This window comes from Streptomyces sp. NPDC033131 (assembly GCF_055578365.1).
This window is the reverse complement of the sequence record NZ_JBVIPA010000004.1, coordinates 206,778-232,610: the sequence shown is the minus strand read 5'-3', so window position 1 is coordinate 232,610 and position 25,833 is coordinate 206,778. Positions and strand designations below refer to the sequence as shown.

Below are 25,833 nucleotides of genomic sequence, written 5' to 3'. Positions count from 1 at the left end.
GTCTTCACCACGGGTGGGAAAAGTGCCCGGTCAGGAAGTCACCGGTCACGCTGTCGCGTTCGGTCCGTCCGGCCTGTCGCGGCGCTGCTCGACCATCTCGCGGCTCAGCTGTTCCGTCTCCGGTTCGGACAACCGCTCGAAGCCGTCCTCGGTGATGACCGAGACGATGGGGAAGATCCGGCGATGAATGTCGGGGCCGCCGGTCGCGGAGTCGTCGTCGGCCGCGTCGTACAGCGCGTGGAGCGCGGCCAGGGAGGCCTCGCGCCGGTCCATGCCCTTGTGGAACAGCTTCTTCAACGCGCCCCGGGCGTACGGCGATCCGGACCCCTCGGCGTGGAAGTCGGTCTTCTCGTACAGCCCGCCGACGACGTCGAAGCTGAAGATGCGGCCCCGCTCACCCTCGGGAGCCAAGGGGTCGTAGCCGGTCAGGAGCGGTACGACGGCGAGACCCTGCATGGCCTGGCCGAGGTTCTGCCGGATCATGCCGGCCAGGCGGCGCGCCTTCGCGTTGAGGGTCATCGCCGTGCCCTCGATCTTCTCGAAGTGCGTCAGCTCGACCTGGTACAGCTTCACCATGTCGACCGCGAGTCCGACGGTGCCGGCGAAGGCGACCGCCGAGTAGTCGTCCGCGGGGTGCACCTTCTCCAGGTCGCGCTGGGCGATGAGGTTGCCCATGGTGGCTCTGCGGTCGCCGGCGATCAGCACCCCGTCGCGGAAGGTGAGGGCGAGGACGGTGGTGCCGTGCGGTACCTGGTCGGGGGCGGCGACCGCGCCGTCCGGCAGGACCCGGCGGGTGCTGAGCAGTTCGGGGCGGTGCGCGGCCAGGAACTCGGTGAAGGACGACGATCCCGGGGTGAAGAACTCCTCCCCCAAGCGCCCGCCGTGATCGTTCCCTGTCATGGCATTCCCCCCTCGTCCGTGGACCGACAACCGGACTCCTACCAGAAGCGGGCGGCCGGGAAACGCTCGGGCGCGGTCACAGCGCTCTGCGCCGGACGAGGATCCCGAGCACCAACAGGCCCGGCAGCAACGGGATCCAGACGGTCAGGAGGCGGTAGCCGAGCACGGCGGAGGCGGCTGCGGCCGGGGGCGCTCCGGCGGCGGCGAGTGCGAGGCCGAGCGTGGCGTCGAGGGAGCCGAGGCCGCCCGGGGTGGGCAGCAGGGCGGCGGCGCAGCTCGCGGCGAGGTAGAGCAGGGCCACGCGGGCCGGGGCCAGCGGCAGCGCGACGGCCCGGGTGACGGCGATCAGGACGAGGGCGTGCAGCAGGGCGAACGCCAGCGAGCCGCCCCACAGCGCCGCCGCCCGGCGCGGTCGCGCGTGGACGGCCCGGACGTCGGCCAGCACCGCGCCGAGGGCGCGTCGGCAGCGCGGCCACAGCCGGACGCCCAGCAGGACGGCACCGCCGAGAGCCGCTCCGGTGAGGGCCGCCCATCCGCCCCAGCCGGGCGGCAGCCGCAGGACGCCCGGGCAGGCGGTGGCGAGTACGGCGATCAGGGCGCCCCGCGCGACCGCGCCGGCCGCGGCCTTCACCGCGACCGCGGTCGCCGAGCGGCCGGCCGGCATCCCGCAGCGCATGAGGAAGCGCAGGTTCACGGCGCTCGCGCCGAGCCCGGCGGGCAGGACGTGGTTGGCGGCGGAGGCGGCGAACTGGGTGGCCACGAGCCGACCCGGCGGCAGCGGCCGGGGCACGGCGCCCTGTTGGGCGAGCGCCGGGCACAGCCAGGTCGCGCCTGTCGCCGCGGCACCGGCCAGCAGCCAGCCCTGGTCGGCCACGGCCAGGCGGAGGGCGCCGGTCTCCAGCACGGGCCAGTGCCGCCGGGCCAGACAGCCGGCGGCCACCAGTAGGGCGACGGCGAGGACGGTGTGCCAGCAGGCACGTCTGCGGGTGGGCGCGACGGTGATCTGCCCGGAGGTCATCCGGGCCCGTCCCGGCGGGCCGGCGCAGGCGCGATGTGCAGGTCCCGTCCCGCGGACCGGTGGATCTGCCAGTCGGGGGCGTACGAGGGGGGCGCGGCGCCGGGCCGGGTGAGGGCGGCGGTCGGCATGCGGCGGGTGGTGCGCAGGATGTCCGCCCGGGTGCTGTTGGCGTTCGGGCCGCCGGTCGCCGCCGAGGAGCAGCCGGTGTAGTAGGCGACGGGGATGGCCTCGTGGCCGGTGAGCAGACACGGCGGGCGGACGCCGAGGCGGTGCAGGTGGTCGGCGGTGCGGGCCCAGTCGCGGCGGTCGGCCGTGGTGCGGTCCACGGTGCGGTCCAGGACGGCGTACTGCACCGCCAGGTGCCCGGCGAGCCCGATCCCGACCAGGGCCGCCGCCACCGGCCGCCACCGGCCGGCCGGCGTGGTGACCAGATGGAGCAGAGCGGCCGCTACCGGGATCGCGAGCAGCGCGTAGGCGGGCTGTAGGAAGCGGGGGGCCGCGTACCCGATCATGAACAGGTACGGCACGGCGGCCGTCGTGGCGCAGGCGATCGGCAGCAGCGTGGGCGCGGTGCGCCGGGTCCGCACCGCGACCACCAGGGCGACGACGGCGAGCAGCGGCAGGACGAACCACCAGGCCGTCACCGCCGGGTTGGGCATCGGTCCGGTGCACGGGCGGCACAGGGTCCGTCCGACCAGACTGCGCAGTTGGTCGTCGACGGCGAGGTGCCACCCGAGTCCGCCCTGGATGTCGGAGGCCTCGGACAGTCGCCGGCCCAGGCCGCCGTAGCCGGCGTACGCCTCGACCACCCACTGCGCCGCACCCGCGACGAGCCCGCCCACGAGGGCGGCGGCGAGCCGCCACCTGCGGGCCGGCGCCGCCACCACCAGAACGAGCAGGGGCAGCGCGACCCACACGGCGTCGGTGGGCCGCATCCACGCCATGAGCGCGGCGCCCGCCGCCACACCCCACAGGGCGGCCCGGTCCGGGCGGTCGGCGCGGGCGCGCAGGAAGCAGCCGACGCACGCCAGGGCACCGATCGCGACCCAGTGGTTGGGCATGGCCTGCGGGCCGTAGAAGAGCGTGATCCACAAGGTGGCGTAGAGCGCGCCGCCCAGGGCCAGGACCCGGGCGGGGAACAGGGCGCGCCATACCCGCAGGGCCAGGTAGAGGCCGAGGCCCGAGAGGACGGCGAGGTAGACGCGCAGCAGTTCGGTGGAGGTCGACCAGGACACGATCGGCGCCACCAGCAGGGAGACGCCCCGGGCGCGCGGGGCGCTGAAGAAGGCCGCCGGAGCCTGGGTGCCGACCTGGCTGACGTACACCGTCTCGTCCCAGCCGAGACCGATACCGGGGCGCACGAGGAGCAGTTGGGCGAGCGTGAAGGCGCCGGCCACGGCCGCGAGCAGCCACTCGTCCCGCGTGCGCCAGGACGTGCCGGGCCCGGGCGCCGGTTCGCCGCGTCGCAGACCGACGAGCATGGCGTGCGTACCGTGGGCCATCGTCCACCCCTCCCCCTGGCAGGTGAGTGCAGAGAATGCAGGAATGCAGGAATGCAGAAAAACATGGACAAACTAACTCGCTTCGGACTGGTGTGCAGGGTCGGAATCGGCCAGGTGCCTGAAGCCCTCGGCGGACGGCCACGTACGCGACCAGGTCCTGCAGGCCCGGTTCTCGGGCCTGCAGGACCTGGTCGCGACTGGACTTCGTGCAGTCAGCGCGGGTTGGGGATGCGGTGCGGCGGTTGTTCCGGGGCCGGGCGGGACTCCTGCGCCGGGATCCCTCGGACGACGGGGCCGTCGCCGTTCACGGTCAGCGGGGTGCCGTGGTGGCGGATGGTCAGCGGGTCGCCCGCGACCAGCGTGTACGTGGCCTTGTCCGGGCCGATCTCCACGCGCAGGCGACGGCCGAGGAGCTGGAGGGTGAAGGCGAGCCGGCTGAACCTGTCGGGCAGGCGCGGGGCGAAGCGGAGCGAGTCGCCGTCGCGGCGCAGGCCGCCGAAGCCGGCGACCAGAGCGGTCCAGGTGCCGGCCAGCGAGGCGATGTGGAGTCCGTCGCGGGTGTTCTGCTCCAGGTCGGCGAGGTCCATCAGGGCCGCCTCGGCGGTGTAGTCGTAGGCGAGGCCGAGGTGGCCGGCCTGGGCGGCGACGACCGCCTGGCAGCACGCCGAGAGTGAGGAGTCCCGTACCGTCAGGGGCTCGTAGTAGGCGAAGTTGCGGGCGATCTGCTCCTCGTCGTGGAACTCCTCGAACCAGCCGCTGCACGTGTACATCGCCAGGACCAGGTCGGCCTGCTTGACGACCTGCTTGCGGTAGAGGTCGAAGTAGGGGAAGTGCAGCAGCAGCGGGTACTGGTCGGCGCTCGTACCGGCGAAGTCCCAGCGCTGGTAGCGGGTGAAGCCGGCGTGCTGTTCGTGGACGCCGAGTTCGTCGTTGTAGGGGATGTGGACGGCCTCGGCGGCGTCCCGCCAGCCGGCGCTCTCCTCCTCGTCGACGCCGAGCCGGGCCGCCTGCTCCGGGTGGCGTTCGCAGGCGTCGGCGGCGGACAGGAGGTTCGCCCTGGCCATGAGGTTCGTGTACAGGTTGTCGTCGGCGACCGCGCTGTACTCGTCGGGGCCGGTGACGCCGTCGATGTGGAAGACGCCGTGGTGGTCGTGATGGCCGAGCGAGCGCCACAGGCGGGCGGTCTCCACCAGGAGTTCGACGCCGGTGTCCCGTTCGAAGTGGGTGTCGCCGGTGGCCGCCGTGTAGCGCACCACGGCGTCGGCTATGGCGGCGTTCACATGGAAGGCGGCCGTGCCGGCGGGCCAGTACGCGGACCCTTCCGAGCCCTCGATGGTCCGCCAGGGGAACGCGGCGCCCCCGAGGCCGAGTTGCTGGGCTCGCTCGCGGGCGGCCGGCAGGGTGTTCTGCCGCCAGCGCAGCGCCTCGGCGACGGAGTCGGGTGCGGTGTAGGTGAGCAGGGGCAGGACGAAGGTCTCGGTGTCCCAGAAGGCGTGCCCGTCGTAGCCGGAGCCGGTCAGTCCCTTGGCGGGGATGGCCCGCTGTTCGGCGCGGGCACCGGCTTGCAACACGTGGAAGAGGGCGAAGCGGACGGCCTGCTGGATCTCCTCGTCGCCGTCCACCTCGACGTCGGCACGCGCCCAGAAGTCGTCCAGGAAGGCCCGCTGTTCGTCGAGGAGGCCCTGCCAGCCGCTGTGTGCGGCCGCCGCCAGCGCCGCCTCGACCTGGTCGCTCATCGCGGGCCGGGAGCGGGCACCGGACCAGCCGTGGGCGACGAGCTTCTCGACCCGCAGGCGTTGCCCCGGTTCCAGGACGGAGGTGACCGTCAGCCGGGACACGTCCACGTTGCTCTCGCTGTCGGTCGTGGTCCGCTCGGGCCCGTCGATGACGTGGTCGGCGGCCACGGCGACCCGGAATCCGCTGCGGCGGGTGCGGTGCACCAGGCGCAGCCGCGACCCGGAGGCGAAGTCCTCCTCGGGCTCCAGGGGCGACTTCAAAGCCTGGGCGGCGCGCGGGTCGCCGTTCGGCTCGGGCAGGCTCTCGTTGGCGACGAGTTCCGACTGCATCACCACCCGGGTCCGGCTGTCGACGGGTTCCACCTCGTACGCCACGGCCGCGATCGCCCGCTGCGTGAGCGAGACCAGCCGGGTCGAGCGCACCCGGATGCGGGAGCCGGCCGGGGAGATCCACTCGCAGGTCCGCTCCAGCACTCCCCTGCGCAGGTCCAGGGTGCGTTCGTGGGCCACGAGCCGGCCGTAGCGCAGGTCGAAGGGCTCGTCGTCGACCAGCAGCCGCAGCACCTTGCCGTTGGTGACGTTGATGACCGTCTGGCCGGACTCCGGGTAGCCGTAGCCCGCCTCGGCGTAGGGCAGCGGGTGCAGCTCGTACACGCCGTTGAGGTAGGAGCCGGGCAGGCCGTGGGGTTCGCCCTCGTCGAGGTTGCCGCGCCAGCCGACGTGTCCGTTGGACAGCGCGAACACGGACTCGCTCTGCGCGAGGACGTCGAGGTCGAGGTCCCTCTCGCGCACGGCCCAGGGTTCGACGGTGTACGCCCTTTCGGTGATCACGCCTTGCCTCCCAGCTCGGCCAGGTCCTTCACGACGACGTTCGCGCCGTGCGCGTACAGGGCGTCGGCCTGGCCGACCCGGTCGACGCCGACGACGTGTCCGAAGTGGCCGGAGCGGCCCGCGTCCATGCCGGCCAGGGCGTCCTCGAAGACGGCGCAGCGCGAGGGGTCGACGCCCAGGTCCCGGGCGGCGGCCAGGAAGGTGTCGGGGCGCGGCTTGCCCGGCAGTTTCCGTTCGGCGGCCACCACACCGTCGACGCGTACGTCGAAGTAGCCCTCGGCGTCGATGGCGCGCAGCACGTCGCGGCAGTTGGCGCTGGAGGAGACGATCGCGGTGCGCAGGCCGCGCGCGCGGACCGCTTCGAGATAGCGCAGGGTGCCGTCGTAGGCCTCGACGCCGTCGGTGCGGATCTTCTCCAGCACCAGGTCGTTCTTGCGGTTGCCCAGGCCGTGCACCGTCGGGGCGTCCGGTGGGTCGTCAGGGGCGCCTTCGGGCAGTTCGATGCCGCGGGAGGCGAGGAAGGTGCGGACGCCGTCGGCCCGGGGGCGGCCGTCGACGTACTCGTCGTAGTCGGCGTCGCCGAACGGCCGGAACTGCTCGCCCTCTCGTTCGCGCAGGAACGCGTCGAACATCTCCTTCCAGGCGGCCGCGTGCACGACGGCCGTCTTGGTGACCACACCGTCGAGGTCGAAGAGGCAGGCCAGGATGTCTTCGGGAAGACCGAGCTCCGTCATACAGACACGGTTCCCCACGAGGGCGGGTCCAGTGAGTGGCGCACGCCACACAGGGCGCATTTCACGACACACTCTTACGCCCCTCTTGGTGCGCCGGGTCAGTCGTGCGGGAACGAGTGGTGCTCGTGGGCGACCAGCCAGCGGCCCCGTTCCTTGCGCAGACCGAAGGTCAGCCTCAGGCGCACGCCGGGGTGCTCGGCGAGTTCTTCCGGTGAGGCGCAGCGCAGCAGCGCGTGGGCGTAGGCGACGTCGGTGCCGGCCGTGACGTCGAGGGTCTCGATGTCGAAGCAGGCGCCCTGGGCCTGCCACGCGAAGAACGGCGGCCAGGCCGCCCCGTAGGCGGCCAGGCCGTGGATGCCCTCGTGGGGCGGCGCCACGTTGAACATCACGAGGTCCTCGGCGTGGCCGGCGAGGACGCCGTCGAGGTCGCCCCGGTGGACGGCCTCGGCCCAGTCGGTGATCAGCGTGCGGATCTGCGCCTGGTCGTCGGACATGGCGTGACTCCCTCCTCTCCCCCGGACCAGAGTGCCCTGCCCACCTGAAGTCATCGGCTCGACGCCGGGTGACAGACTCGGACGCGTGCCCCTGACCTTCGACGACCTCCTCACCCGCGCCCGCGCCCTCACCGCCCACGGCCGCCGTGCGCTCCTCGGCATCGCCGGCAGTCCGGGCGCCGGCAAGACGACGCTCGCCGAGAACCTGGTGCGGGCGCTCAACGCCGGCGGCGACCCGTGGGTGGCGCACGTCCCCATGGACGGCTTCCACCTAGCCGACGTCGAACTCGACCGCCTCGGCCGACGCGACCGCAAGGGCGCGCCCGACACCTTCGACGCGGCGGGGTACGCGGCACTGCTGCGGCGGCTGCGCGTCCAGGAGCCGGACGGCGAGACCGTGTACGCGCCCGGCTTCGAACGGGTGCTGGAGCAGCCGGTCGCGGGCACGATCCCGGTCGCGCCGGCCGCCCGGCTGGTCGTGACCGAGGGCAACTACCTGCTGCTGGACACGGGCGCGTGGGCGCGGGTCCGGGCCGAGCTGGACGAGGTGTGGTTCTGCGAGACCGACGAGGAGGAGCGGGTACGGCGGCTGGTCGCCCGGCACGAGGAGTTCGGCAAGGGGCACGAGGAGGCGGTGGCCTGGGTGCTGGGCTCCGACGAGCACAACGCCGAGCTGGTCGCCGCGACGCGGGAGCGGGCGGATCTGGTGGTGCGGGACCTCCTGGGGCAGCCGCAGGTGCGGCAGCCGCAGGGGTCGGTCCGTCAGCGTGGCGCGGCGGACCGCGAGCGGTCCGGTCTGCCGAGTGGCTCTAAGCGAGCGGGTCGTGCCCCCGGTTCATGAGGGAGTGGCGCCACGGGGTGTCCGTGACGTCGCCTGACGGGCGCTGCTTGACGTGCCGGTGGACGTACCCGACCACTTTGCGCATGTGGGCGACGTCGTCGTCGCCGAGGTCGGCCTTCTTGGTGCGGAGCAGTTCGACGATCCGCCGCCCGGAGGCGTGCCCGACGCTCTCCCCGTCCCCGCCGCCCTTGCTCTGGCCGACGCTCTTGGACTCGTCCGTCTCCAGCCGGCTCGGCGTCATGTTGACGGCCTCGGCGAAGGCGTCGAGCGTCGCGTCCCGGTCCTGGTCGTCGCCCTGACCGGCCATCAGGAGTCGTCGCCCTTCCTGCGCAGGGCGTCGGGCTTGTGGACCGCGGAGCGGCCCGTCTTGTCGCTCTCCACCTCGTACTGCGGTTCGTCGGCCGAGGCGTCCACGGTCCGGCCGGCCGCCTCGGTGCGCTCCGTGATCTTCCTGGTGACCTTCCCGGAGACCTCCTGCCCGTGACTCTTCCAGGTGACCTTGTCCCCTTTGCGGGGCTCCTTCTTCGTCATGCGGCCAGGTTCAGGGCCGGCACCATACTTGGCACGTACATCCGAATGGGCGGACCGCGGCGGCACTCCTGTCAACTCTCCATGCCTGAGTGGCCATGGCTGTAGGGGTCACACGACAGGTGCGGGCCGACGGGCGTGCAGGGCGACGGTCAGTGTGTGCGGGCCGAGTCCACCGATGTAGACGCGGTTCCCGGTCGTCGCGTCGGTGCCGCCCACCACGGTGTAGTCCTGACCCGGGTCGTAGCGCAGTACGTCGCTCCGGTCCGGCCCGGCGAGCGGTTCGCCCGCCTCGACGTCGGCCTCGACCAGGATCTCGTCGTCCCCGACCCGGTAGGTCATGGACCCGGTCGTCAGGCACCAGCGTCCGTCGCCGATCGGTACGGCGCCCTCCGGCACGCCGCCCGGCCGGAAGGTCAGTTCGAGGGCCCAGGGGACCCGTGGTCCGCTGATGTCGATCCGCAGGTCGGCACCGTCTTCCCGGAGGTCCACTTCGACGCGGGTCGTCTGGGAGACCTCGTCCCGAGGCCGGTCCGGGAAGGCCATCGAGGCCGAGAAACGTCCGTCGTCCACCAGTCGGTAGACGCCGTCGTCCCGCCTCTCGTCCTTCGGGAGCGGCTGGTAGTAGGCGGCCGTGAGGGTTTCGGTGAGCCGGTACCGGTTGTCGGCGAGCTGCTCCATGCCGGCGGCGCGGAACGGGCCCAGGTCGAAGAACCCCCGCGTCAGGCGGACCGCGTCGAGGACGGCGTCGCCGGCGAACAGGCGCAGGAAGGTGGGGTTGCAGGCGAGGCCCGAGCGGACGCGCCGGTGCTCGGGCACGTCGGAGCCGCCGTACACCACCGTGTGCGCCGTGGCCGAGGCGCGGGCGGCGAGGCGTGCGGTCGTGAGGTACCGGTCGCGCGGAAGGGTCTGCGCGGTCGGGGCCGGCAGGGCGCGGCACAGGTCCGGGGTGAGGAGGGTCTCGGCGAGCAGGTCTGGGTCGTCGATACCGCCGGCGGCCGCCAGCCGCGCCACCCGGGCGAAGTCGCCCCGGCCGGTGCGGATCGCGAGCAGCCGGTAGTGCGGCAGGTAGGGCGCCAGCGGGAACGGGCCGTTCTGGTCCTGGCGTCGCGAGTGGACGGTCTCCACCGTGCCGTCCGGCCTGATCAGGTCCAGGGTCGTGGCGAGATTGCGTTCGACGGCGTACAGCAGGTCGGCGCGGCCGAGCACTTCGGCCAGCAGCAGCAGCGACGGGTTGGACACGTGGGCCGCGTAGTTGGCGCTCCGTTCCGAGTACAGGCCCTCCGCGTCGATGTCGACGCCCTCGGCGAGCCACTCCTCGACGCGGTCGAGCAGCCGGTCGTCCGGGAACGACCGGTGCAGCCGGGCCAGCGCCGCGCACAGCTCCCAGCGGTGGTTCGGGGTGTGCACCCCACCCGTCAGGAGGCTGCCCGAGACGGCGCCGGCGATCTCGGCGAGCGCGGCCGTGACGTCGCGCAGCTCCGGCCCCCCGCCGGCGGCGAGGACGTGCGCGTCGCACACGTCGTTGACGGTGAACGCGGAGTCCGGCGGTGACTGCACGTTGTCGCCGCCGGCGAAGAGGCCGGTGGTGGTCTGCGCGGCCCGCAGGGCACGGAGGTGGGCCGTCGCGGCGGCGACGGCCCGCCCGCTGCCGTGCAGTGCCGAGTCCGGGGAACGGTATGCCGCGACGAGGGTCTTCACCCGCCGCGCCAGGCCGCGGTGCGGCACACCGGCGGGTTCCTCGTCGGGGCGGGCCGCCAGCGGGGCGGCCGTCCGGTCGGCGGCGCGGGCCGCCGACCGGACGAACTCGTGGTCGAGCGGGGTGGGCAAGGTCAGTCCTTCAGTCCGGCGTTGATGTCGGCGTTCATGACGTACTTCTGGAACACCAGGAAGACGACGATCAGCGGCACCATGGAGATGACCGATCCGCCGAGCAGCACCGACCAGTTGATGTTCTGCGCGCCGACGAGGCTCTGGATGCCGATCTGCACGGTGAACTTCTCGGGGTCGTTGAGCATCAGCAGCGGCCAGATGTAGTCGTTCCACCGCCACTGGAACGACAGGATGGCGAGCGTCAGCATGATGGGCCGGGAGATCGGCACCATGATCCTCAGGAAGATCTTCAGCTCGGGCGCACCGTCGATGCGGGCGGCCTCGATGAGCTCGTCGGGGACCGTCAGGAAGAACTGGCGGAACATGAAGCAGCCGGTCGCGGTGAGCAGGGCCGGGAGGATGATGCCGGAGAGCGAGTTGTAGAGGCCGAGGTCGCGGACCACCAGGAACAGCGGGGCGAGCATGACCTCGGCCGGCAGCATCGTGGTGGCCAGGACGCAGAGGAAGAACGCCTTGAGCCACTTGTTGTCGTACTTGGCCAGCGCGTACCCGGTGCAGCAGCTGACTCCCACCGTGAGGATCGTCGCGATCACGCACACGATGATCGTGTTGATGAAGTACCCGGAGAAGTTGGCGCTGGCCCACGCTTCCTTGTAACCCGACACGGTGGGGTCGTCCGGGAACAGCGTCAGCGGAAGGGAGAACAGGTCTCCCGCCGGTTTGAAGGAGCTGAGGACGAACCACAGCACCGGCAGCCCGTAGAGGGCCGCCAGGACCCACAGCAGGGTCGTCGGGGCAATCGCGCGCCGAAGCCCGCCGCTCGCCGCGCCGCGGGACCGCTTCCTGGAGACGGCCGGCACGGCATCGGCGTCGGCCTTGCGCAGTGTGTCTGTGGTTGTCATCGGTTCTCCACCCGCCGGTTGACCATCATCTGAATGATCGCGACGGCCATCAGGATGAGCATGAGCACGAACGACGCGGCGCTCGCGTAGCCGATCTGGCCCGACCTGAACCCCGTCTGGAAGATGTACTGGACCAGCAGGTTGTTCGACGTTCCGGGTCCACCGTTGTTGAGGGAGGCGAACACCGCGTATTCCTTCATCGCGTGGATCGTGTTGAGCAGGATGACGATGAAGGACGTGGGGGCGATGCTCGGCAGGGTGATACTGAAGAACTGGCGCCACGGACCGGCGCCGTCGAGCGCGGCCGCCTCGTAGTACGACGTCGGGACGTTCTTGATCGCCGCGATGAACAGCAGCATGGAGAAGCCCGTCCAGCTCCAGGCCGCCGCCACCACGACCACGAGCAGTGACAGGTCCGCGTTCGACTGCCAGGGAACCGCGCTTCCGCCGACCTTCTCTATGAAGTAGTTGACCAGTCCGAAGTTCTCACCGAACAGCCACCGCCACAGGACACCCACGATGATGGGCGACAGCAGCCACGGGATGAAGAAGAAGACGCGGGCGACCGACGCGCCCTTGGCGTTCTTGCTCACCAGCACGTTGGCGATGAGCAGCGACAACACGAAGTTCAGCGGAACGAAGAGCACGGTGTACAGCAGCGTGCGGGTTGTCGCGGCGTAGAAGGTCGAGTCCCCGAGCAGCTTCTCGTAGTTGTCCAGTCCGACGAACTGGAACGCACCCACGCCCGTGTAGTTCGTGAAGGAGTAGACGAGCCCGATCACCGCCGGCCAGACGAAGAACAGCGAGAAGAGCACGACATTGCCCGCGATGAGGACGAGCGGCGCGAGGGTGTACTTGCTGCGTCTCCTGGGCGGGCTCACGGACACGTCCGAAGCGTCCGAGGCGCGTTTTGTCATCTTCCTGACTCCGTGCTGGTGGAATGGGTTCCTGTGGGCTCAGGCCATGAGCCCGGGCATCATGCGGGTCCGGCGGGCCCGGGCGGTGGTCTCTCGACCCCGCCGCCCGGGCCCGCCGGCCTACGCTCAGCCGCCGACCTGCTGGTTGTAGCCGTCCACGATGTTCTGCAGGGCCTTGTCGGCCGACTGCTCACCGTTGATCGCCTTGCCGAGCTCCGCCTTGGTCGGGTCGTCGGCGAGGCTCTTGCCCTTCAGCACCCAGTTCGTCTGCGCGCTGTTGAAGTAGCCGGAGATCGGGTCGTAGAGCGGGATGGACTCGTTGTAGAGCTTGAACGCCGCCTGCGCCGCCTCGGACTTGAAGGGGTACTTCGGGTCGAGACCGGTCTCGACCGGCAGGAAGCCGGAGGCCTCGCACAGCGCCTTGTAGTGGTCGGGCTCGTAAAGCCAGGACAGGAACTTCTTCGCGGCGGCGGCCGCGTCGGCGTTGTTGTTGAAGCCCACCGTCATGCCGCCGCTGTTGACGTCACTGGCCTGCACCGGCTGGGCGGGAGTCGGGACGCTCGCCCACTCGAACTTCGTGATGCTCTCCGCGTAGGCGGCGACCTGCCACACACCGGACCAGTAGGCGACGACGTCACCGCTCTGGAACATGGCCGACGGGTCGGCGCCGCTGGTCCACACCGACTTCGGCATGGTCTTGTCGTCGTTCCATCCGACGAAGGTGTTCACGGCCTTCTTGGTAGCCGCGTCCACCGAGAACTTGCCGGAGTCGTCCGCGTGGACGTACTTCCCGCCCATTTCGTACACCATGGCGCGCAGCCGGGACGGCGACTGGTCGAAGGTCAGGGAGTACTTGGCCTTGGTCTTCTCCCGGACCTCGTTCGCCGCCTTGATGAACTCGTCCCAGGTCCAGGTCTTGTCGGGCGAGGTCGGGTAGTCGACACCGGCCTTCTCGAAGAGCGACTTGTTGATGAACATGCCGGACGCGGTGACGTCCGAGGGGATGGACAGCACCTTCCCGGACGAGTCCTTGGCCACGAAGTTGGCGTTGATCTTGTTGGTCTTGTTGTTGGCGATGTCGCTGAGGTCGATCAGCTTGTTCGACCAGATCGGGTCGAGCGCCGGCACGGCCGCCACGTCGGGCAGCGAGTTCGCCTGCGCGGAGTTGCGCAGCTTCGCCGCGTAGCCGTCGTAGGGGATGTTGACGAGCTTGACCTTGACGCCGGTTTCCTTCTCGTACTGCGCCACCATCTTCTTCCAGCCCGCGTCCTGCCCCGGGACCGTGGAGATCCAGAACGTCAGCGACTTGGAGGTCCCGCCCGAGTCGGATCCCCCTCCGCAGGCGGTAAGCAGCAGGGCACCTGCCGTGGCAACGGCAGCGAGGGGAGCCAGGCGGCGCATACCGCCGCGGCCGAGTCGGCGAGAGCGCCGCACACCCACAGTGGTCATCATCGATCCCTTTTTTTCGGTAGGGGACGGAGCACGGCGCCAGCCGAGGCGGCACGGGTGCATCTTGCTGGGAATATCGCTTTCCGGAGCACGGCCTCGCCCGGCCGCGCCATCCTGACGGGTGGGATCCCCGGCCGCCATGGCCGTCGTCACGCGAGCACGCCATCGCGTGGCTGCCGTACCTCGGGTACGGGCGGGACGCTCACCCCAAGCCGGCGTCCCGGCCGACTTAGAAAGCGCTTGTCCGGACATTGGCAGACCGAGTCGGAAGCCGTCAATCCTTCTCCCCCACGGCCTCGGTCACGGTTTGGACTCCCCGGGCGACGGCGAGCCGGGAGGCACCCACGACCGTGCCGAGGTCCCCGACCGTGCTGCTGACCACCTCGGTGGGCCAGCTCAGCCGTGCCAGTTCGGCCCGCACACCGGGCAGGAGCTGCGGGTACGCTCCGGTGCTGCCGCCCAGGACGATCAGTCCGGGGTCCAGTACGGCGGTCACGGCGGCGGCCAGGCGGCCCACGTCCGCGGCATGACGGCCCACGACGGCGCGAGCCGTGGCCAGCCCCTCCCCGGCGGCGGCGAACAGCCGCTCGGCGGTACGCGGGCGCGGCCCGTCGGTGTCCTGCCAGGCCGCGGCGGCCCGCCGCAGCAGCGAGCGTGCGCCGATGTACTCCTCCAGGGCCTCCTTGCGCGGCTCGCGGTCGTCGTCCCAGGGGTAGGGCAGCCGGGCCATCTCTCCGGCGGCGCCGTTGGCTCCGCGCAGCACCTGGCCGCCGACCACGATGCCGAGGCCGATGCCCACGCCGATCCGCAGGTAGCCGAAGGTGTGGTGGCCTCGGGCGGCGCCCTCGTGCAGCTCCGCGAGCGCGGCGCAGTTGACGTTGTTCTCGAGGTGGACGGGAACACCGGCCGGCAGGGCGACGGCCATGGCGTCGAAGACGGGGCCGGCCTTGGCGGTGGCGGGTCGCATACCGGCGCCTGACTCCTCCGGCGCGGTGACGTCACCGACGGCGACGACGATGCTGCGCAGCGGGGCCGCGGCGGGCAGGGCGAACAGGGCCTCGCGCACGACGTCGGCGGCTTCCTGCCGGGAACCGGTGGCCTGGGCGAGCAGGGTGCCGTCCAGGGCGCAGCCGCGCACCCGGGTGAGGGCGGGGCCGAGGTCGACGGCGAGCACGGCCCCGGCCGCCGGGCCGAGACCGTATACGGCGGCGCTGCGGCCCGTGCTGCCGGAGGCGGTGCCGGAGCAGGCGGCGAGCCGGGCGTTCTCCAGTTCCGCCACGGCGGAGGACACCGTCGGCTTGGACAGGCCCGCCAGGCTCGCGAGCTGCGGGCGGGTGGCCCTGCCCGCCCCGGCCAGCACGGCGAACACCGCGCTCGCGCTCTCGGTCAGGCGGGGGGCTTTCGCCACGTCGTGTTCCACAGTTCTCCCACACAGGTCACGGGCCGCGCTCCCGCTCGAACGGGTCGGTGGGATGCGGCGATGGGATGCCCTGGCGTCGCGGATTCCCCGCCTCTCGGCGGCCCGGACGGGCCGTTCCGGTGGAGTGCGCGATGCCTCTTGACACGCACTGTACTTCGTTAGTTAACTTCCTAACGAACGTCACGGTACTCGCCTGCCGTGGTCCGTCAGAGGCCCGTCCCGGGGCTTCCCGAGTTCTTCGACTCCCCATGTTCCAGGCACGGTTCGCCCACCGTCGCAGCCCAGCGCAACGACGAAAGAGGTTCCGTGCAGGACTCTCCCTCGTGCCCTCTCGTGGTCGGCATCGACGTGGGCGGCACCAAGACGCACCTGCGCGCCTTCACGGGCGAGCGGTCCGTCGCCGATCACGTCCGGCCGAGCAGCGGCTGGCGGCCGCACGACCCGGTGGCCGCGGCCGGCCGGCTGGCCGCGCTGGTCGCCGAGGCGCTGCCGGCGGGCGCACGCCCGTCAGCCGTCGCGGTGGGCGGGCACGCCTGCGAGACACCCCGGCAGTGCGCCCAGATCCGCACCGCTCTGCAACTCCACTTCGACGCGCCCGCCCTGGTCATGGGCGACGCCGAACTCCTCGTCCCCGCGGCGGGACTGGACCGGGGTGTCGGCCTGGTCGCCGGCACGGGTTCGGTCGCCGTCGGCCGGCTCGACGACGGCAGCCCCGTCCAGGTCGGCGGCTGGGGTGCGGTGCTCGGCGACGAGGGCGGCTCGGCCGGACTCGTCCGTGAGGCCGTGCGGGCCGCGTGGGGGGCGCACGACCGCGGTGAGGAACCCGACGCACTGGCCAAGTCCCTGGTCGCCGCGTTCGGGGTCGCCGAGGTACCCGCGCTCGGGGCGGCGCTGGAGAGCGCCGAGGACGTCTCCGCCGAGTGGGGCCGGCACGCACCCGTGGTGTTCGCCGCCGCCGAGGCGGGCTCGCCGCTCGCCCGTACGGTCATCACCGAGGGCGGCCGCGCGCTGGCCGCGCTCGTCGAACGGCTCGCCGCCCGCGGGGTCCCGGTCGACGACGTCGTGATCGCCGGCAGCACCGTCCTGGCCCAACCCGCCCTGTACGACGCCTTCGTGTCGTCCCTGGCCGAGCGCGTGCCGGGGGCCCGGCCGAGGCCCCTCGGGGTGGCGCCGGTCGACGGGGCGGTGGCGATGGCCCGTTCACTCGTATGACACGCGGCGGACGCCGGATCCTCCCCGGTCCGACACAACCCGCCCGTAGATCTTCGCTCGTACGGCTCGGGAAAGCGCGTTCGACTCTCAGGTCGGCCGTCGCCCCGCGAGCCGCCGTCGATCGCACCACCTCCTTACCCACGGCCGCAGGGCCGATGAACTCAAGAGAGGCAGACGCATGCCGTCAGCAGCCGGGCACAGCTCCCCCTCGTCGGTCCGTGAACGCGCCGTGAACCGCAGGGGGTTCCTCAAGACCTCCCTGGGCGCCTCGGCCGGGGTCCTGGCCGCTCCCACGCTCGCCACCTGGCTGGCCGCCACGGACGCGAAGGCGGCCACGGCATTCGCCGCGTTCGTCGACGACTACAAGACCAACGTCGTCGCGAACCAGACGCCCGAGACCAACGCCGTGGTCCGGATCCTCGGCGGCTTCGCCAAGGTGTGGAAGACGGGCGACGCCTGGAACACCGGCACACCGCTGATGCCCGAGGTGCTGCGCGCCAACATGCGCTACTGCGCCCGGGTCACGTCCGCACGGACGGAGGAGCAGGCCAAGGAGGCGTTCGTCCACGACCGCCAGCACCAGAGTTACGCCATGATCGGGGGCCTCGGTCCGCTGGCCGACCTGTACAAGGCGGGCGCCAAGGCGGTCACCTCGATCACCAGCGCTCCCGAGGGGACACCGGCCACCACGATCAGCGACGCCGTCCCGGCCGGCGCCCCCGCGGGATCCGCGCTCGGCGCCGGCTCCTACGACTCGGCGCTCGGCCAGGTCGCCAAGCTGGTCGACACCGTGCGCGGCCCGTTCGCCTCGGGCAACCCCGCCAAGTTCACGTTCCAGTACCCGCGCCCGTGGCGCATGAACGAGGACAGCGAGGTCGTCGACACCGGCGCGAAGGACGCGCTCGGCTACCCGGTCTACGACTCGAAGGTGGTCGTCGTCACGCAGCTGCTGCGGCAGCGCAGCACCAACGCGGCGGATGACGGCGGCTTCCCCAGCGGTCACACCAACGCCTTCCACCTGGCGGCCCTGGCCTTCGCCTACGCGGTGCCCGAGCGGTTCCAGGAACTGGTGACCCGTGCCTTCGAGCTGAGCCACACCCGGATCATGTCGGGCATGCACTCCACGGTCGACGTCATCGGCGGCCGGATCATGGCCACCGCCCTGGCCGCCGCCGCACTGGCCGACCCGGCGAACGCCGGTCTCAAGGCCGCGGCGCGCGCCCAGGCCCTGGCGTACTTCCAGGACAAGACCGGCACCACGGCGGACACGCTGTACACGTACGCCCACTCGGACGGCTCCGACCCGTACGCCGACCGGGACGCCAACGAGCGTGCCGTGGAACCCCGGCTGACCTACGTGCTGACCCGGCGCGGCCGCAACGAGCCGCTGACCGTGCCCAAGGGCGCGGAGGTGCTGCTGGAGACGCGACTGCCGTACCTGGACGCGGCGCAGCGCCGCGACGTGCTGCGGACGACCGCACTGCCCTCGGGTTACGTCCTGCTGGACGGGTTCGAACAGTGGGGCCGGCTGAACCTTTTCGCCGCGGCGGACGGATACGGCGCCTTCGACTCCGACGTGACCGTCACGCTCGACGCGGCGGCCGGCGGCTTCCGGGCTGCCGACAGCTGGCGCAACGACATCGACGGCGACGGCGGCCTCACCAAGCGCGGCAGCGGCACGCTGGCCCTGACCGGCCACAACCGGTACACCGGCGGCACCGTGCTGGAGGAGGGTGTGCTGGTCGCCGGTTCGGCCCACGCGCTGGGCCACGGTGGTGTGCGGGTGACCGGCGGGACGCTGAAGCTCGGCAAGTCGCTGCAGGTCCACGGCACGTACGCGCAGGAGTCCGGCAGCCTGGAGGTGACGCTGCGGTCGGGTCAGGAGCCGGTCCTGGAGGTGACGCGCCGGGCGGTGCTCGGCCGGGGCAGCACGCTGTCGCTGCGCCTCGACGCGAAGCGGCCGCCGGCCGCGGGCAGCACGGTCCGCGTGCTCGGCGCCCCGGTGCTGCGCGGCCAGTTCGACCGCGTCGAGCTGGACTCCGACACGCTGCGGGCCGTACCCGTCCACACGGCGGAAGGTCTGTCGGTACGACTCCTGAAGCGGTAGCGCCCCCGGTGGCGGGAGCTGATGCAGAGTAGGCGCATGAGACGCCGTCACATCGCTCCCGCCACCGCCCGCCCGGTGTCACCGCGGGGCGGATGATGACGCGCGAACGGCCCTCGGTCCTCGACCCGGCCCCCGGGGCGCCCGGCGTCCGGCCGCCGGGGCGTTCGCGGTCCCGCGGACGCCGGCTGGTGCCGCTCCTCGTGGTCGTGCTGCTCGCCCAGATGGCCGCGGCGATGGTGACCACCGCCGTCCAGCAGACCCCGACCATCGACGAGCCGGTGTACGTGGGGACGGCCGCCGACTACCTGCACGAGCACCGCGTGCGCTTCAACCCCGAGCATCCGCCGCTGGGGAAGCTGGTCGTCGCCGTCGGCGTGGCCCTGGCCGACCCGCACGTCGATCCGTCCTTCACCGGCGGCCAGGGCGCCCTCGGGCGGCACCTGTTGTACGAGTCGGGCAACAACCCCTGGCGGCTGATGCTGTGGGCCCGGCTTCCGGTGATCGCGCTGACGCTGCTGTTCGGGCTCGTCGTCTTCGCCTTCGCCCGTGAACTGGCCGGGCCGGTGGGCGCCTTGGCGGCCCTCACCCTGTACTCCTTCTCCCCCGACGTCATCGCCCACGGCTCGCTGGCCACGCTCGACGTGCCGACGGCCGGGTTCCTGCTGACGTCGGTGTGGCTGCTGTGGCGGGCGCGCGGGCGGCCCCGGCTGTGTCTGCCGCTCGCCGGAGCGGCGCTCGGCGCGGCCCTGGCCACGAAGATGAGCGCGCTGGCGGCCTTCCCGGTGCTGCTGGTACTGGCCGCGGTGTCGGTCTGGTGCGCGGACACGGTTTCGGCGGACCGGCGCGGGAAGCTGCTGCGGGCGGCCGGGGGCGCCGCCGTGGTGGCGCTGGTCGCCGTGGCCGTCGTCTGGGCGTCGTATCTGGCCGTCGATCCACGGCTGCGCTGGTCGCCGCAGCAGTACGTGCCCGTCGTGCACGGGCGGCGGGGGCTGCTGGTGGAACTGCTGCCGTTCCCGGAGGCGTTCCGGGACGGGATGCGGATCCAGTTCGCTCTGGAGAACCGGCCGTGGCAGGGCTTCCTGTTCGGGCGGGTCTACGAGGGGTCCCTGTGGTACTACCTGCCGGTGGCACTGCTGGTGAAGACGCCGCTCGGCATGCTCGCGCTGTGGGCGGCCGGTGCCGTCGTGGTGGTGGCGGTACGCAGGCTGCGGCCCGTGGCGCCTTATCTGCTGCTGCCGGCCGCGGTGCTGCTGGCGGCGGCCATGGAGGGGGCGAGGGACCTCGGCACCCGGTACGCCGTCTTCCTGCCGATGTTCCTGGCGGTGGCGGCCGGCTGTGTCCTGGTCCCGCGGTGGCGGTGGACGCCGGTGGCGACGGGGGCGCTGGTGCTGTTCGTCGCGGTCAGCTCCCTGCGGACGTTTCCCTGCTATCTGCCGTACTCCAACGAGGCGTTCGGCGGCCCGGCCAAGACCCGGCTCAGACTGCACGACTCCAACGTCGACTGGGGCCAGGACCTCGGCCGGCTCGCCGACCGGCTGCGGGAGCGGTACCGGGGCGAGCGGGTCTGGCTCGTGTACAAGGGCAGCGGTGTGCCGTCGTACTACGGCATCGACGCAGCCGATCCGCTCACGGCGCCCCGGCGCGAAGTACGCGGACTGCTGGCCGTGTCGGACTCCTCGGTTGCCAAAGCGAAGGGTCGGCTGGCCGGATTGCTCGACAGCAGTCGTGCGGTCGACCAGGTCGGTCACTCGATCACGATCTACCGCCGCTGACGTCCGCTCCTCCTAGTGAGCCGCGTACTGGAAACCGTCGGCGCTCACGTGCGACATCACGCTGCTGGCCAGCCGGTAGCGGCCGTTGGGCACCTGCGCCGACCTGGTGATGTGCACGGCGAGCGGGCCGGCCCACTCGTAGCCCTTGTGTTCGGCGTGCCGCATCAGACAGTCGGTGAGTGCCTGGCCGACGTTGGTGCCCCGGCGTGAAAGCTCGTCGTGGACGGAGTCGGCGAGTTCGATGTCGTAGGCGTTGGGGACCACGACACGGGTCTCGCTGCACACGACCGCGTTGCTGTCGCACTCGCGTCGCAACGCGTCCAGGAGCTCGACGGGTTCCTTGTCGATGACCCGCGCCCACAGCGCCTCCCACCGGTTCTCCAGGGCCTGTTCCACTGCGCTGAGTGCGCTCATTCGCCTCTCACCTGCCGAAGAGTTGATGCGTATGCCGGCTTCGAAAGTCGTCGTCGAAGGGCCTTCGCCGGGGCGGGTGCCCGGCCGGCGCGACCGTATCCGCCCTTTCGGCGGCTCGATCCTTCGTTCTCGGGCCGGCCGTCCGTGGCCGCCGCTCGAGCCGCCGGCCGCCACGGTGCGTGAGCTATGTTGAGGCACTGTGGGAGACAAAGGAGGCGCCGTGCCATCGCCGCAGCAGGCACGCGCCCAGGCATCCGCGATCACCTCGGGGAAGACCGCACCGGAGGCGGAGGTCTCCCCGACTTCGCAGCTCAGGGGCCTGTTCGACCGGCCCCGGCTGTCCCCTGGGCAGCGCCGCATCGCCCAGTACCTGATCGAGCACATCACCGAGGCGGCCTTCCTCTCGATCACCGATCTCGCGGAGCGTGTCGGCGTGAGCCAGCCGTCGGTGACGCGTTTCGCCGCGGCGGTGGGCTTCAGCGGTTACCCCGCGCTACGGGAGCGGCTCCAGTCGATCGCGCTCGCCACCCTCGCCGGCGGTCCCCCCGCGGCGGAGGAGAACGGCAGCAACGAACTCCAGGCGGCGGTCGACGCCGAGATCGACAACCTGGAGAACCTGCGGCGCGACTTCGCCGACCCCGACCAGGTGATCGACGTCGGCCGCGAGCTGTCCCGGTCGACCCCGCTGACCCTCCTGGGCCTGCGCATCTCGGCGTCCCTGGCCGAGTACTTCGCCTACGCGGCCCGCCGGGTCCATCCCGACGTGCGGCTGGTCACCCGGGGCGGCAGCGTCGCCTACGACGCGCTGCTCCAGTCGCGCGAGGCGGGCGGTACCTGGGTGCTGGCGTTCTCGATGCCCCGGCACGCCCAGGAGACCCTGACCGCGGTACGGGTCGCGCGCAGCGCCGGACTCAAGGTGGCGCTGATCACCGACCTGGCGCTCGGACCGGTGGCCGACGAGGCGGACGCCGTCTTCGCCACCGGGACCGGGTCCCGGCTGGTCTTCGACTCGTACGCCGCGCCGGGCGTGATGGCCGCCGCGCTGCTCCAGGCCATGACCGACGCGGACCCGGAACGCACGCAGGCCCGGCTCGAGGACTACGAGCACATCTCCGACCAGCACCAGTTCTTCCTGCGGGACTGACGACCCACCCCTACATCGGACACACGGGGAACATCCGTCACATACCGCGCATGAATGTTTTCATGCTTCTTGCAAAGCGGACGGCATATATAAATACTGCTCACGGATCGCACTCCCGGTCATTCCGGGACACACGTTCCGTCCGCATCCGCCCGCACAGAGACGACGGTCCGCCCATGCGCATGCCGCACCGCACCCCGCGCGGGCACCGTCCGACGTCGCGGGCTCCTGCACGGACATCTGATGCCGCCGGCTCCTACCCGCGCCGGCGCCCAGGGTGTTCGGTCGGGCATCGCTTGCGCGAGCGCCCGTGGCGGCCCCGGTCATCCCCTGGACCGGGGCCGCGCCACCCCGTCGGATCACCCCGCACGACGACGCACCCCCGGAAGCGATGACCATGACCCTGACGACCACACGAACGACCAAGCGGATCAGCCCGGACTGGCCGTGTCAGGTAAAGAACCCCGGCAGCTACGACTGGGAGCGCTCGGCCGCCAAGTGGCTGCGCGAACTGGTGCCGGCCCGCTACGCCAGCTACCCGGCCCTGATCCGTCACCCGGTACTGCTCGCCCGGCATGCCCAGATCCAGGTCCAGCAGGAGGTGCGGGTCGCCCGCACCGCCCTGCAGACCGCACGCGCCGACCTGCCCGGACTCGGTCTTCCGGAGTCGGTCATCGAGCACACGATCAAGCTGTACGCGGCGGAGGTCCTGCAGCTGCAGCACATCGCCCGCAGCGTGCGGGCGGTCACGCAGGCGCTCATCGAGCACGGACACGGACGCTGACCCGGCGCGATCCTCGGCCGCCCGGCCCACGCCCCGGTGCGTGACCGCTGCCCGGGGGCATGAGCCGCGTCTCGCGTGGCACCCGTGGTGAGCATGAGCACCACCGACGTACGGCAGGGCGATCCGGTCACCACGGTCCTCACCTGGCAGGTGCGCCCCGGCCACGAGCAGGAGTTCGAGCAGTGGACGCACGGGATCACCCGCTGCGCCAGACGCTTCCCCGGCAACGAGGGCGTCTCCTGGCTGCGGCCCGAGGACGGTCACCGCTTCCACGCGGTGCTGCGCTGGTCCGATCCGCACCGGCTCGCCGCCTGGCTGGAGTCGGAGGAGCGGGCCACGTGGCACGGACGGATCGAGGGCGTCGCGACGGAGATCGGCAGTGAGCGCCAGTCGACGACCGGGATGGAGACCTGGTTCGCTCTTCCAGGCACCACCGTGCAGGCCCCGCGCCGCTGGAAGATGGTGCTCACCACCTTCCTCGGCGCCTACCCGTTCACGTTCCTGATCCAGTGGCTGGTGGCTCCGCACACCCTGACCTGGCCCCTGCCGTTACGCGCCGCGGTGTTCCCGATCGTGCTCCTGCCGGTACTGACGTATCTGGTCATGCCACTGCTGAGCCGCCTGCTGCGGCTGTGGCTCTACCCGCCGCCGGATCGCTGAGACACCTCCCGTGCGGCGGACGGCGGGCGCGTTGCCCGGCCCGTCTCGCCGGCTTCACCGGTGCGTGCGATCAGCGGGCGCAAGTCAGTGATCGGCACACCTCCGATGTGCGATGCTCAACACGTGACCAGCGAGCCCGCCAGCCCCGAGCCCGGCGCCGCGCCCGACATGGCAGCGCTGGCGAAGGTTGTCGCCCGTCAGCGCGCCGAACTGGACCGGCTGCGCGACCAGGCGGCGATGTCGGCCGTTCTCGAACGGGCCAAGGGTGTGCTGATGGCGCTGACCGGCTGCACGCCGAACGCCGCCGGCGAGGAACTGCAGCAGCGTGCCAAGGCCGCGAACCGCTCGCTGCTGGAGGAGTGCTGGATCACTCTCGGCGAACTGGTGCCTCCTCTACAGCACGCCGCAACGCAGCCGGACGCCGCCGGCTCCGGCGCCTCGGCTCCTTCCCTCGACGACCCCCGGCCCGGTGTGCCGGCCACCCGGGACACCCTCGAAGCGGAGGACGCCGACGATACGGACGACGCTTTCGTCGCCCTCGGCCGGCTCGGTGAGGCCCTGGCCCGCGTCGGCACCCCGCAGGACCTCGCCCGGTGTCTGCTGGACCACCTGAGGCCCGAGCTGGACGCCGACGCGGTCATGATCTTTCAGCACCTGCCCACCGGGGGACTGGAACTGGTCGGGCACTGCGGGATCGGCGACCTCCTGGCCACGCAGTGGCGGCAGGTGCCCCCGCTGACCGGGGTCGCCGCCCTGGACGCGCTCCGCGCGCGGGAGCCGCGCTGGCTGGAGGACTTCGACACGGACCGGGAGCGGTACCTGCTCATAGGGGACCCGCCGGAGCGCTGGCGCTCCCGCGCCTGGCTGCCGGTGCCGGCCGGGGACACCGCCGAGGTCTGCATCGGCGTCCTGCGCGAGCGCGGCGGGCCGTTCACCCCGCCGGCCCGCCGGCTCCTGCGGGCGGTCGCCCGGCTGTGCGCGGGCCGGCTTCGAGCCTTCGGAGCCCGGCCGGAGCATGCCGCGAACAGCGCCGTCCAGGCGGTGTTCGACGCACTGCCGGGTGCGGCGATGCTGCTGTCACCGCTGACCGCCTCCTCGGGGGAGGTGGAGGACTACCGCATCGACGCGGCGACGCCGGACGCGGCCGACATCGTCGGCCGTACCGGGCACGAGCTGGTGGGCCATCGGATCCTGGAGTGCTTCCCCAGCATGGCGGGCGCAGAGCTGTGGGAGGGATGTCTGCGCACACGGGAGACCGGGGAGCCGTTCGAGGGCCCGCCGTTCGCCCATCATCAGGTCGTGGCCGGCAGCGCCGAGCTGTCGACGTACTCGGTGCGGGCCGCCCGGCTCGGTGACGGACTGGTCCTGGCCTGGGTCCGGCAGGACTCCTCGGACCGGCAGGAGCAGCGGCTGGCCGACGTGCAGCGGCTGGGCAACCTGGGCTGGGCGACCTGGAATCTGGTCACGCACGAGGTCAACTGGTCGTCCCAGGTCTTCGACATCCTCGACCGGGACCCCGCGCGCGGCCCGGTCCAGCTCGCCGACCTCCCGGGCCTTGCGCTGCCCGAGGACGTGCCGGCACTGATCCGTGCCATCCGGGACATCGTGCGCGACGGGTACCAGTTCGACGTCCCGTTCCGGATCAGGACGGCCGACGGGGTCCGGCATCTGCGGGCCGTCGCCGAGGCGGTGGCTGCCGCCGACGGCACACCCGTCGAGGTGCACGGCTTCGTGCAGGACCTCACGGCGCAGCGCAGCGCCGAACTCGCCCTGCTGGAGAGCGAGCAGGAGATCCTGACCCAGCACGGCGTACTGCGCGCCGAGCGGACGCTGGCCGCCCGGCTGCAGCACGCGTTGCTGCCGCTGCCCACCCGGCCGGTGCGGCTGGCCGACCTGCGCGTCGAAGTGGCCTATCTGCCCGCCCAGTCGGGCATCCATGTCGGCGGCGACTGGTTCAGCGCCATCGAACTGCCCGACGGCGACGCCCTGTTCGTGGTCGGCGACGTCGCGGGGCACGGCATCGGTGCCGTCGCCACGATGGCGCAGCTGCGCTTCACCGCGAAGGGCATGGTCATCACCGGATCGTCGCTGACCGGTGCGCTCGCCCGCCTCAACACGCTGCTGCTGCACTCCCGTGACTCGCACGGCACCGCGACCATGGTCCTGGCCCGTTACACCCCCGGCGAGCGCCGGCTGGTGTGGGCGCAGGCGGGCCATCCGCCGCCGTTGCTGCTGCGCGACGGCGAGGTGCGCTATCTGGGCCGCCCGCGCGGGATGCTGATCGGGGCGAGCTCCACGCCGGTCTACGAGGAGGCGGAGTGCCTCCTGGAGCCCGGGGACCGGCTCATCCTGTACACCGACGGTCTGGTCGAGCGGCCCGCGGAGGGCATCGACCTGGGTCTGACGCGGCTCGCCGAGGCGGTCGTCACCCACCACACGGACGAGCCCGGTTCCCTGAGCCCTCTGCTCGCCGCGGTGCTGGAGGGTGAGCGGCGCGACGACGTCTGCGTGGTCGACATCCGGGTGCCCGACGAGCCGGAGTGAGGGGCGGCCGGGGCGGTCCGCCGCGTCGTTCACTCGTCCCCGCGATGCCGCCAGTACCAGAACGCCCCCACGACGAAGGCCAGCAGGAACA

The 25,833-nt window shown here is 72.0% G+C and carries 22 protein-coding genes; 8 read left to right on the top strand and 14 right to left on the bottom strand.

Annotated elements, in window-relative coordinates; genetic code table 11:
• Window positions 1-45 precede the first annotated feature (45 nt).
• The 6 genes from prcB to ACZ5XS_RS08290 all read right to left on the bottom strand — a co-directional run bounded on the left by prcB (window position 46) and on the right by ACZ5XS_RS08290 (window position 7,215).
• Window positions 46-900 (bottom strand): proteasome subunit beta, encoded by an 855-nt coding sequence (gene prcB / locus ACZ5XS_RS08315; protein WP_468648978.1) that lies wholly within the window; start codon window positions 898-900, stop codon window positions 46-48.
• A gap of 76 nt (window positions 901-976) precedes the next feature.
• Complete coding sequence (locus ACZ5XS_RS08310) at window positions 977-1,918, bottom strand: lysylphosphatidylglycerol synthase domain-containing protein (RefSeq protein ID WP_468648976.1); 942 nt, start codon at window positions 1,916-1,918, stop codon at window positions 977-979.
• Window positions 1,915-3,420 carry a hypothetical protein gene (locus ACZ5XS_RS08305; protein ID WP_468648974.1) on the bottom strand — a complete coding sequence of 502 codons (1,506 nt, stop codon included), beginning with the start codon at window positions 3,418-3,420 and terminating at the stop codon, window positions 1,915-1,917. Before ACZ5XS_RS08305 ends, ACZ5XS_RS08310 begins: the two co-directional genes overlap by 4 nt.
• A 212-nt stretch (window positions 3,421-3,632) precedes the next feature.
• The gene (locus tag ACZ5XS_RS08300) at window positions 3,633-5,987 is read right to left on the bottom strand and encodes a glycoside hydrolase family 65 protein (protein ID WP_468648973.1); all 2,355 of its coding nucleotides are present in this window, start codon (window positions 5,985-5,987) and stop codon (window positions 3,633-3,635) included.
• Window positions 5,984-6,721 carry a beta-phosphoglucomutase family hydrolase gene (locus ACZ5XS_RS08295; protein WP_468648971.1) on the bottom strand — a complete coding sequence of 246 codons (738 nt, stop codon included), beginning with the start codon at window positions 6,719-6,721 and terminating at the stop codon, window positions 5,984-5,986. Before ACZ5XS_RS08295 ends, ACZ5XS_RS08300 begins: the two co-directional genes overlap by 4 nt.
• 98 nt (window positions 6,722-6,819) lie before the next feature.
• Window positions 6,820-7,215: a YybH family protein gene (locus tag ACZ5XS_RS08290; RefSeq protein WP_468648969.1), complete on the bottom strand. Its 396-nt coding sequence runs from the start codon at window positions 7,213-7,215 to the stop codon at window positions 6,820-6,822.
• Between the two features lie 85 nt (window positions 7,216-7,300).
• Here ACZ5XS_RS08290 and ACZ5XS_RS08285 point away from each other — a divergent pair, with 85 nt between their 5' ends.
• Entirely contained in the window at window positions 7,301-8,056 is a 756-nt protein-coding gene (locus ACZ5XS_RS08285; RefSeq protein ID WP_468648967.1) for a nucleoside/nucleotide kinase family protein, read from the top strand.
• On the opposite strand, the gene ACZ5XS_RS08280 is transcribed toward ACZ5XS_RS08285, so the two are convergent.
• From ACZ5XS_RS08280 to ACZ5XS_RS08250, 7 genes are all read right to left on the bottom strand, one after another.
• Window positions 8,025-8,363 carry a DUF3140 domain-containing protein gene (locus ACZ5XS_RS08280; RefSeq protein WP_468648965.1) on the bottom strand — a complete coding sequence of 113 codons (339 nt, stop codon included), beginning with the start codon at window positions 8,361-8,363 and terminating at the stop codon, window positions 8,025-8,027. The genes ACZ5XS_RS08285 and ACZ5XS_RS08280 overlap by 32 nt on opposite strands.
• Window positions 8,363-8,587 (bottom strand): hypervirulence associated TUDOR domain-containing protein, encoded by a 225-nt coding sequence (locus ACZ5XS_RS08275; RefSeq protein ID WP_468648963.1) that lies wholly within the window; start codon window positions 8,585-8,587, stop codon window positions 8,363-8,365. Before ACZ5XS_RS08275 ends, ACZ5XS_RS08280 begins: the two co-directional genes overlap by 1 nt.
• Before the next feature lie 108 nt (window positions 8,588-8,695).
• Window positions 8,696-10,414, bottom strand: a complete 1,719-nt coding sequence (locus ACZ5XS_RS08270; protein WP_468648961.1) for a hypothetical protein — start codon at window positions 10,412-10,414, stop codon at window positions 8,696-8,698.
• A gap of 2 nt (window positions 10,415-10,416) precedes the next feature.
• Window positions 10,417-11,319 (bottom strand): carbohydrate ABC transporter permease, encoded by a 903-nt coding sequence (locus ACZ5XS_RS08265; RefSeq protein ID WP_468648959.1) that lies wholly within the window; start codon window positions 11,317-11,319, stop codon window positions 10,417-10,419.
• Complete coding sequence (locus ACZ5XS_RS08260) at window positions 11,316-12,236, bottom strand: carbohydrate ABC transporter permease (RefSeq protein WP_468648957.1); 921 nt, start codon at window positions 12,234-12,236, stop codon at window positions 11,316-11,318. The genes ACZ5XS_RS08265 and ACZ5XS_RS08260 overlap by 4 nt, the downstream gene beginning before the upstream one ends.
• 126 nt (window positions 12,237-12,362) lie before the next feature.
• Complete coding sequence (locus ACZ5XS_RS08255; protein WP_468649144.1) at window positions 12,363-13,685, bottom strand: ABC transporter substrate-binding protein; 1,323 nt, start codon at window positions 13,683-13,685, stop codon at window positions 12,363-12,365.
• A 274-nt stretch (window positions 13,686-13,959) separates the two neighbouring features.
• The gene (locus tag ACZ5XS_RS08250; protein WP_468648955.1) at window positions 13,960-15,093 is read right to left on the bottom strand and encodes an ROK family transcriptional regulator; all 1,134 of its coding nucleotides are present in this window, start codon (window positions 15,091-15,093) and stop codon (window positions 13,960-13,962) included.
• A gap of 318 nt (window positions 15,094-15,411) precedes the next feature.
• Between ACZ5XS_RS08250 and ACZ5XS_RS08245 the strand changes: the two genes are divergently transcribed.
• The 3 genes from ACZ5XS_RS08245 (at window position 15,412) to ACZ5XS_RS08235 (ending at window position 20,196) form a co-directional block, all read left to right on the top strand.
• The gene (locus ACZ5XS_RS08245; RefSeq protein ID WP_468648953.1) at window positions 15,412-16,317 is read left to right on the top strand and encodes an N-acetylglucosamine kinase; all 906 of its coding nucleotides are present in this window, start codon (window positions 15,412-15,414) and stop codon (window positions 16,315-16,317) included.
• A 178-nt stretch (window positions 16,318-16,495) separates the two neighbouring features.
• Window positions 16,496-18,424 (top strand): phosphatase PAP2 family protein, encoded by a 1,929-nt coding sequence (locus ACZ5XS_RS08240; protein WP_468648951.1) that lies wholly within the window; start codon window positions 16,496-16,498, stop codon window positions 18,422-18,424.
• Between the two features lie 92 nt (window positions 18,425-18,516).
• Complete coding sequence (locus ACZ5XS_RS08235; RefSeq protein ID WP_468648949.1) at window positions 18,517-20,196, top strand: phospholipid carrier-dependent glycosyltransferase; 1,680 nt, start codon at window positions 18,517-18,519, stop codon at window positions 20,194-20,196.
• A 12-nt stretch (window positions 20,197-20,208) separates the two neighbouring features.
• Here the strand turns inward: ACZ5XS_RS08235 and ACZ5XS_RS08230 are convergent, their stop codons facing one another.
• A complete protein-coding gene (locus tag ACZ5XS_RS08230; RefSeq protein ID WP_217237914.1) occupies window positions 20,209-20,610 on the bottom strand; it encodes a DUF3662 domain-containing protein in 402 nt (133 codons plus the stop codon).
• A 220-nt stretch (window positions 20,611-20,830) separates the two neighbouring features.
• Here ACZ5XS_RS08230 and ACZ5XS_RS08225 point away from each other — a divergent pair, with 220 nt between their 5' ends.
• The 4 genes from ACZ5XS_RS08225 (at window position 20,831) to ACZ5XS_RS08210 (ending at window position 25,742) form a co-directional block, all read left to right on the top strand.
• Window positions 20,831-21,754 (top strand): MurR/RpiR family transcriptional regulator, encoded by a 924-nt coding sequence (locus ACZ5XS_RS08225; RefSeq protein WP_217237913.1) that lies wholly within the window; start codon window positions 20,831-20,833, stop codon window positions 21,752-21,754.
• A 391-nt stretch (window positions 21,755-22,145) separates the two neighbouring features.
• Window positions 22,146-22,538, top strand: coding sequence for a hypothetical protein (locus ACZ5XS_RS08220; RefSeq protein WP_217237912.1), 393 nt, complete (start codon window positions 22,146-22,148; stop codon window positions 22,536-22,538).
• A 93-nt stretch (window positions 22,539-22,631) separates the two neighbouring features.
• The gene (locus ACZ5XS_RS08215; RefSeq protein WP_217237911.1) at window positions 22,632-23,198 is read left to right on the top strand and encodes an antibiotic biosynthesis monooxygenase; all 567 of its coding nucleotides are present in this window, start codon (window positions 22,632-22,634) and stop codon (window positions 23,196-23,198) included.
• Window positions 23,199-23,366: 168 nt separating this feature from the next.
• A complete protein-coding gene (locus ACZ5XS_RS08210; protein ID WP_468649142.1) occupies window positions 23,367-25,742 on the top strand; it encodes a SpoIIE family protein phosphatase in 2,376 nt (791 codons plus the stop codon).
• Window positions 25,743-25,833: the final 91 nt, after the last annotated feature.

Excerpts from the sequence above, each read along its gene's own strand:
- ACZ5XS_RS08290 (WP_468648969.1), bottom strand. The coding sequence starts at position 7,215 with ATGTCCGACGACCAGGCGCAGATCCGCACGCTGATCACCGACTGGGCC.
- ACZ5XS_RS08220 (WP_217237912.1), top strand. The coding sequence starts at position 22,146 with ATGACCATGACCCTGACGACCACACGAACGACCAAGCGGATCAGCCCG.
- ACZ5XS_RS08265 (WP_468648959.1), bottom strand. The coding sequence starts at position 11,319 with ATGACAACCACAGACACACTGCGCAAGGCCGACGCCGATGCCGTGCCG.
- ACZ5XS_RS08305 (WP_468648974.1), bottom strand. The coding sequence starts at position 3,420 with ATGGCCCACGGTACGCACGCCATGCTCGTCGGTCTGCGACGCGGCGAA.
- ACZ5XS_RS08235 (WP_468648949.1), top strand. The coding sequence starts at position 18,517 with ATGATGACGCGCGAACGGCCCTCGGTCCTCGACCCGGCCCCCGGGGCG.
- ACZ5XS_RS08280 (WP_468648965.1), bottom strand. The coding sequence starts at position 8,363 with ATGGCCGGTCAGGGCGACGACCAGGACCGGGACGCGACGCTCGACGCC.
- ACZ5XS_RS08260 (WP_468648957.1), bottom strand. The coding sequence starts at position 12,236 with ATGACAAAACGCGCCTCGGACGCTTCGGACGTGTCCGTGAGCCCGCCC.
- ACZ5XS_RS08255 (WP_468649144.1), bottom strand. The coding sequence starts at position 13,685 with ATGACCACTGTGGGTGTGCGGCGCTCTCGCCGACTCGGCCGCGGCGGT.
- ACZ5XS_RS08215 (WP_217237911.1), top strand. The coding sequence starts at position 22,632 with ATGAGCACCACCGACGTACGGCAGGGCGATCCGGTCACCACGGTCCTC.
- ACZ5XS_RS08275 (WP_468648963.1), bottom strand. The coding sequence starts at position 8,587 with ATGACGAAGAAGGAGCCCCGCAAAGGGGACAAGGTCACCTGGAAGAGT.
- prcB (WP_468648978.1), bottom strand. The coding sequence starts at position 900 with ATGACAGGGAACGATCACGGCGGGCGCTTGGGGGAGGAGTTCTTCACC.
- ACZ5XS_RS08240 (WP_468648951.1), top strand. The coding sequence starts at position 16,496 with ATGCCGTCAGCAGCCGGGCACAGCTCCCCCTCGTCGGTCCGTGAACGC.
- ACZ5XS_RS08230 (WP_217237914.1), bottom strand. The coding sequence starts at position 20,610 with ATGAGCGCACTCAGCGCAGTGGAACAGGCCCTGGAGAACCGGTGGGAG.
- ACZ5XS_RS08210 (WP_468649142.1), top strand. The coding sequence starts at position 23,367 with ATGGCAGCGCTGGCGAAGGTTGTCGCCCGTCAGCGCGCCGAACTGGAC.
- ACZ5XS_RS08310 (WP_468648976.1), bottom strand. The coding sequence starts at position 1,918 with ATGACCTCCGGGCAGATCACCGTCGCGCCCACCCGCAGACGTGCCTGC.
- ACZ5XS_RS08295 (WP_468648971.1), bottom strand. The coding sequence starts at position 6,721 with ATGACGGAGCTCGGTCTTCCCGAAGACATCCTGGCCTGCCTCTTCGAC.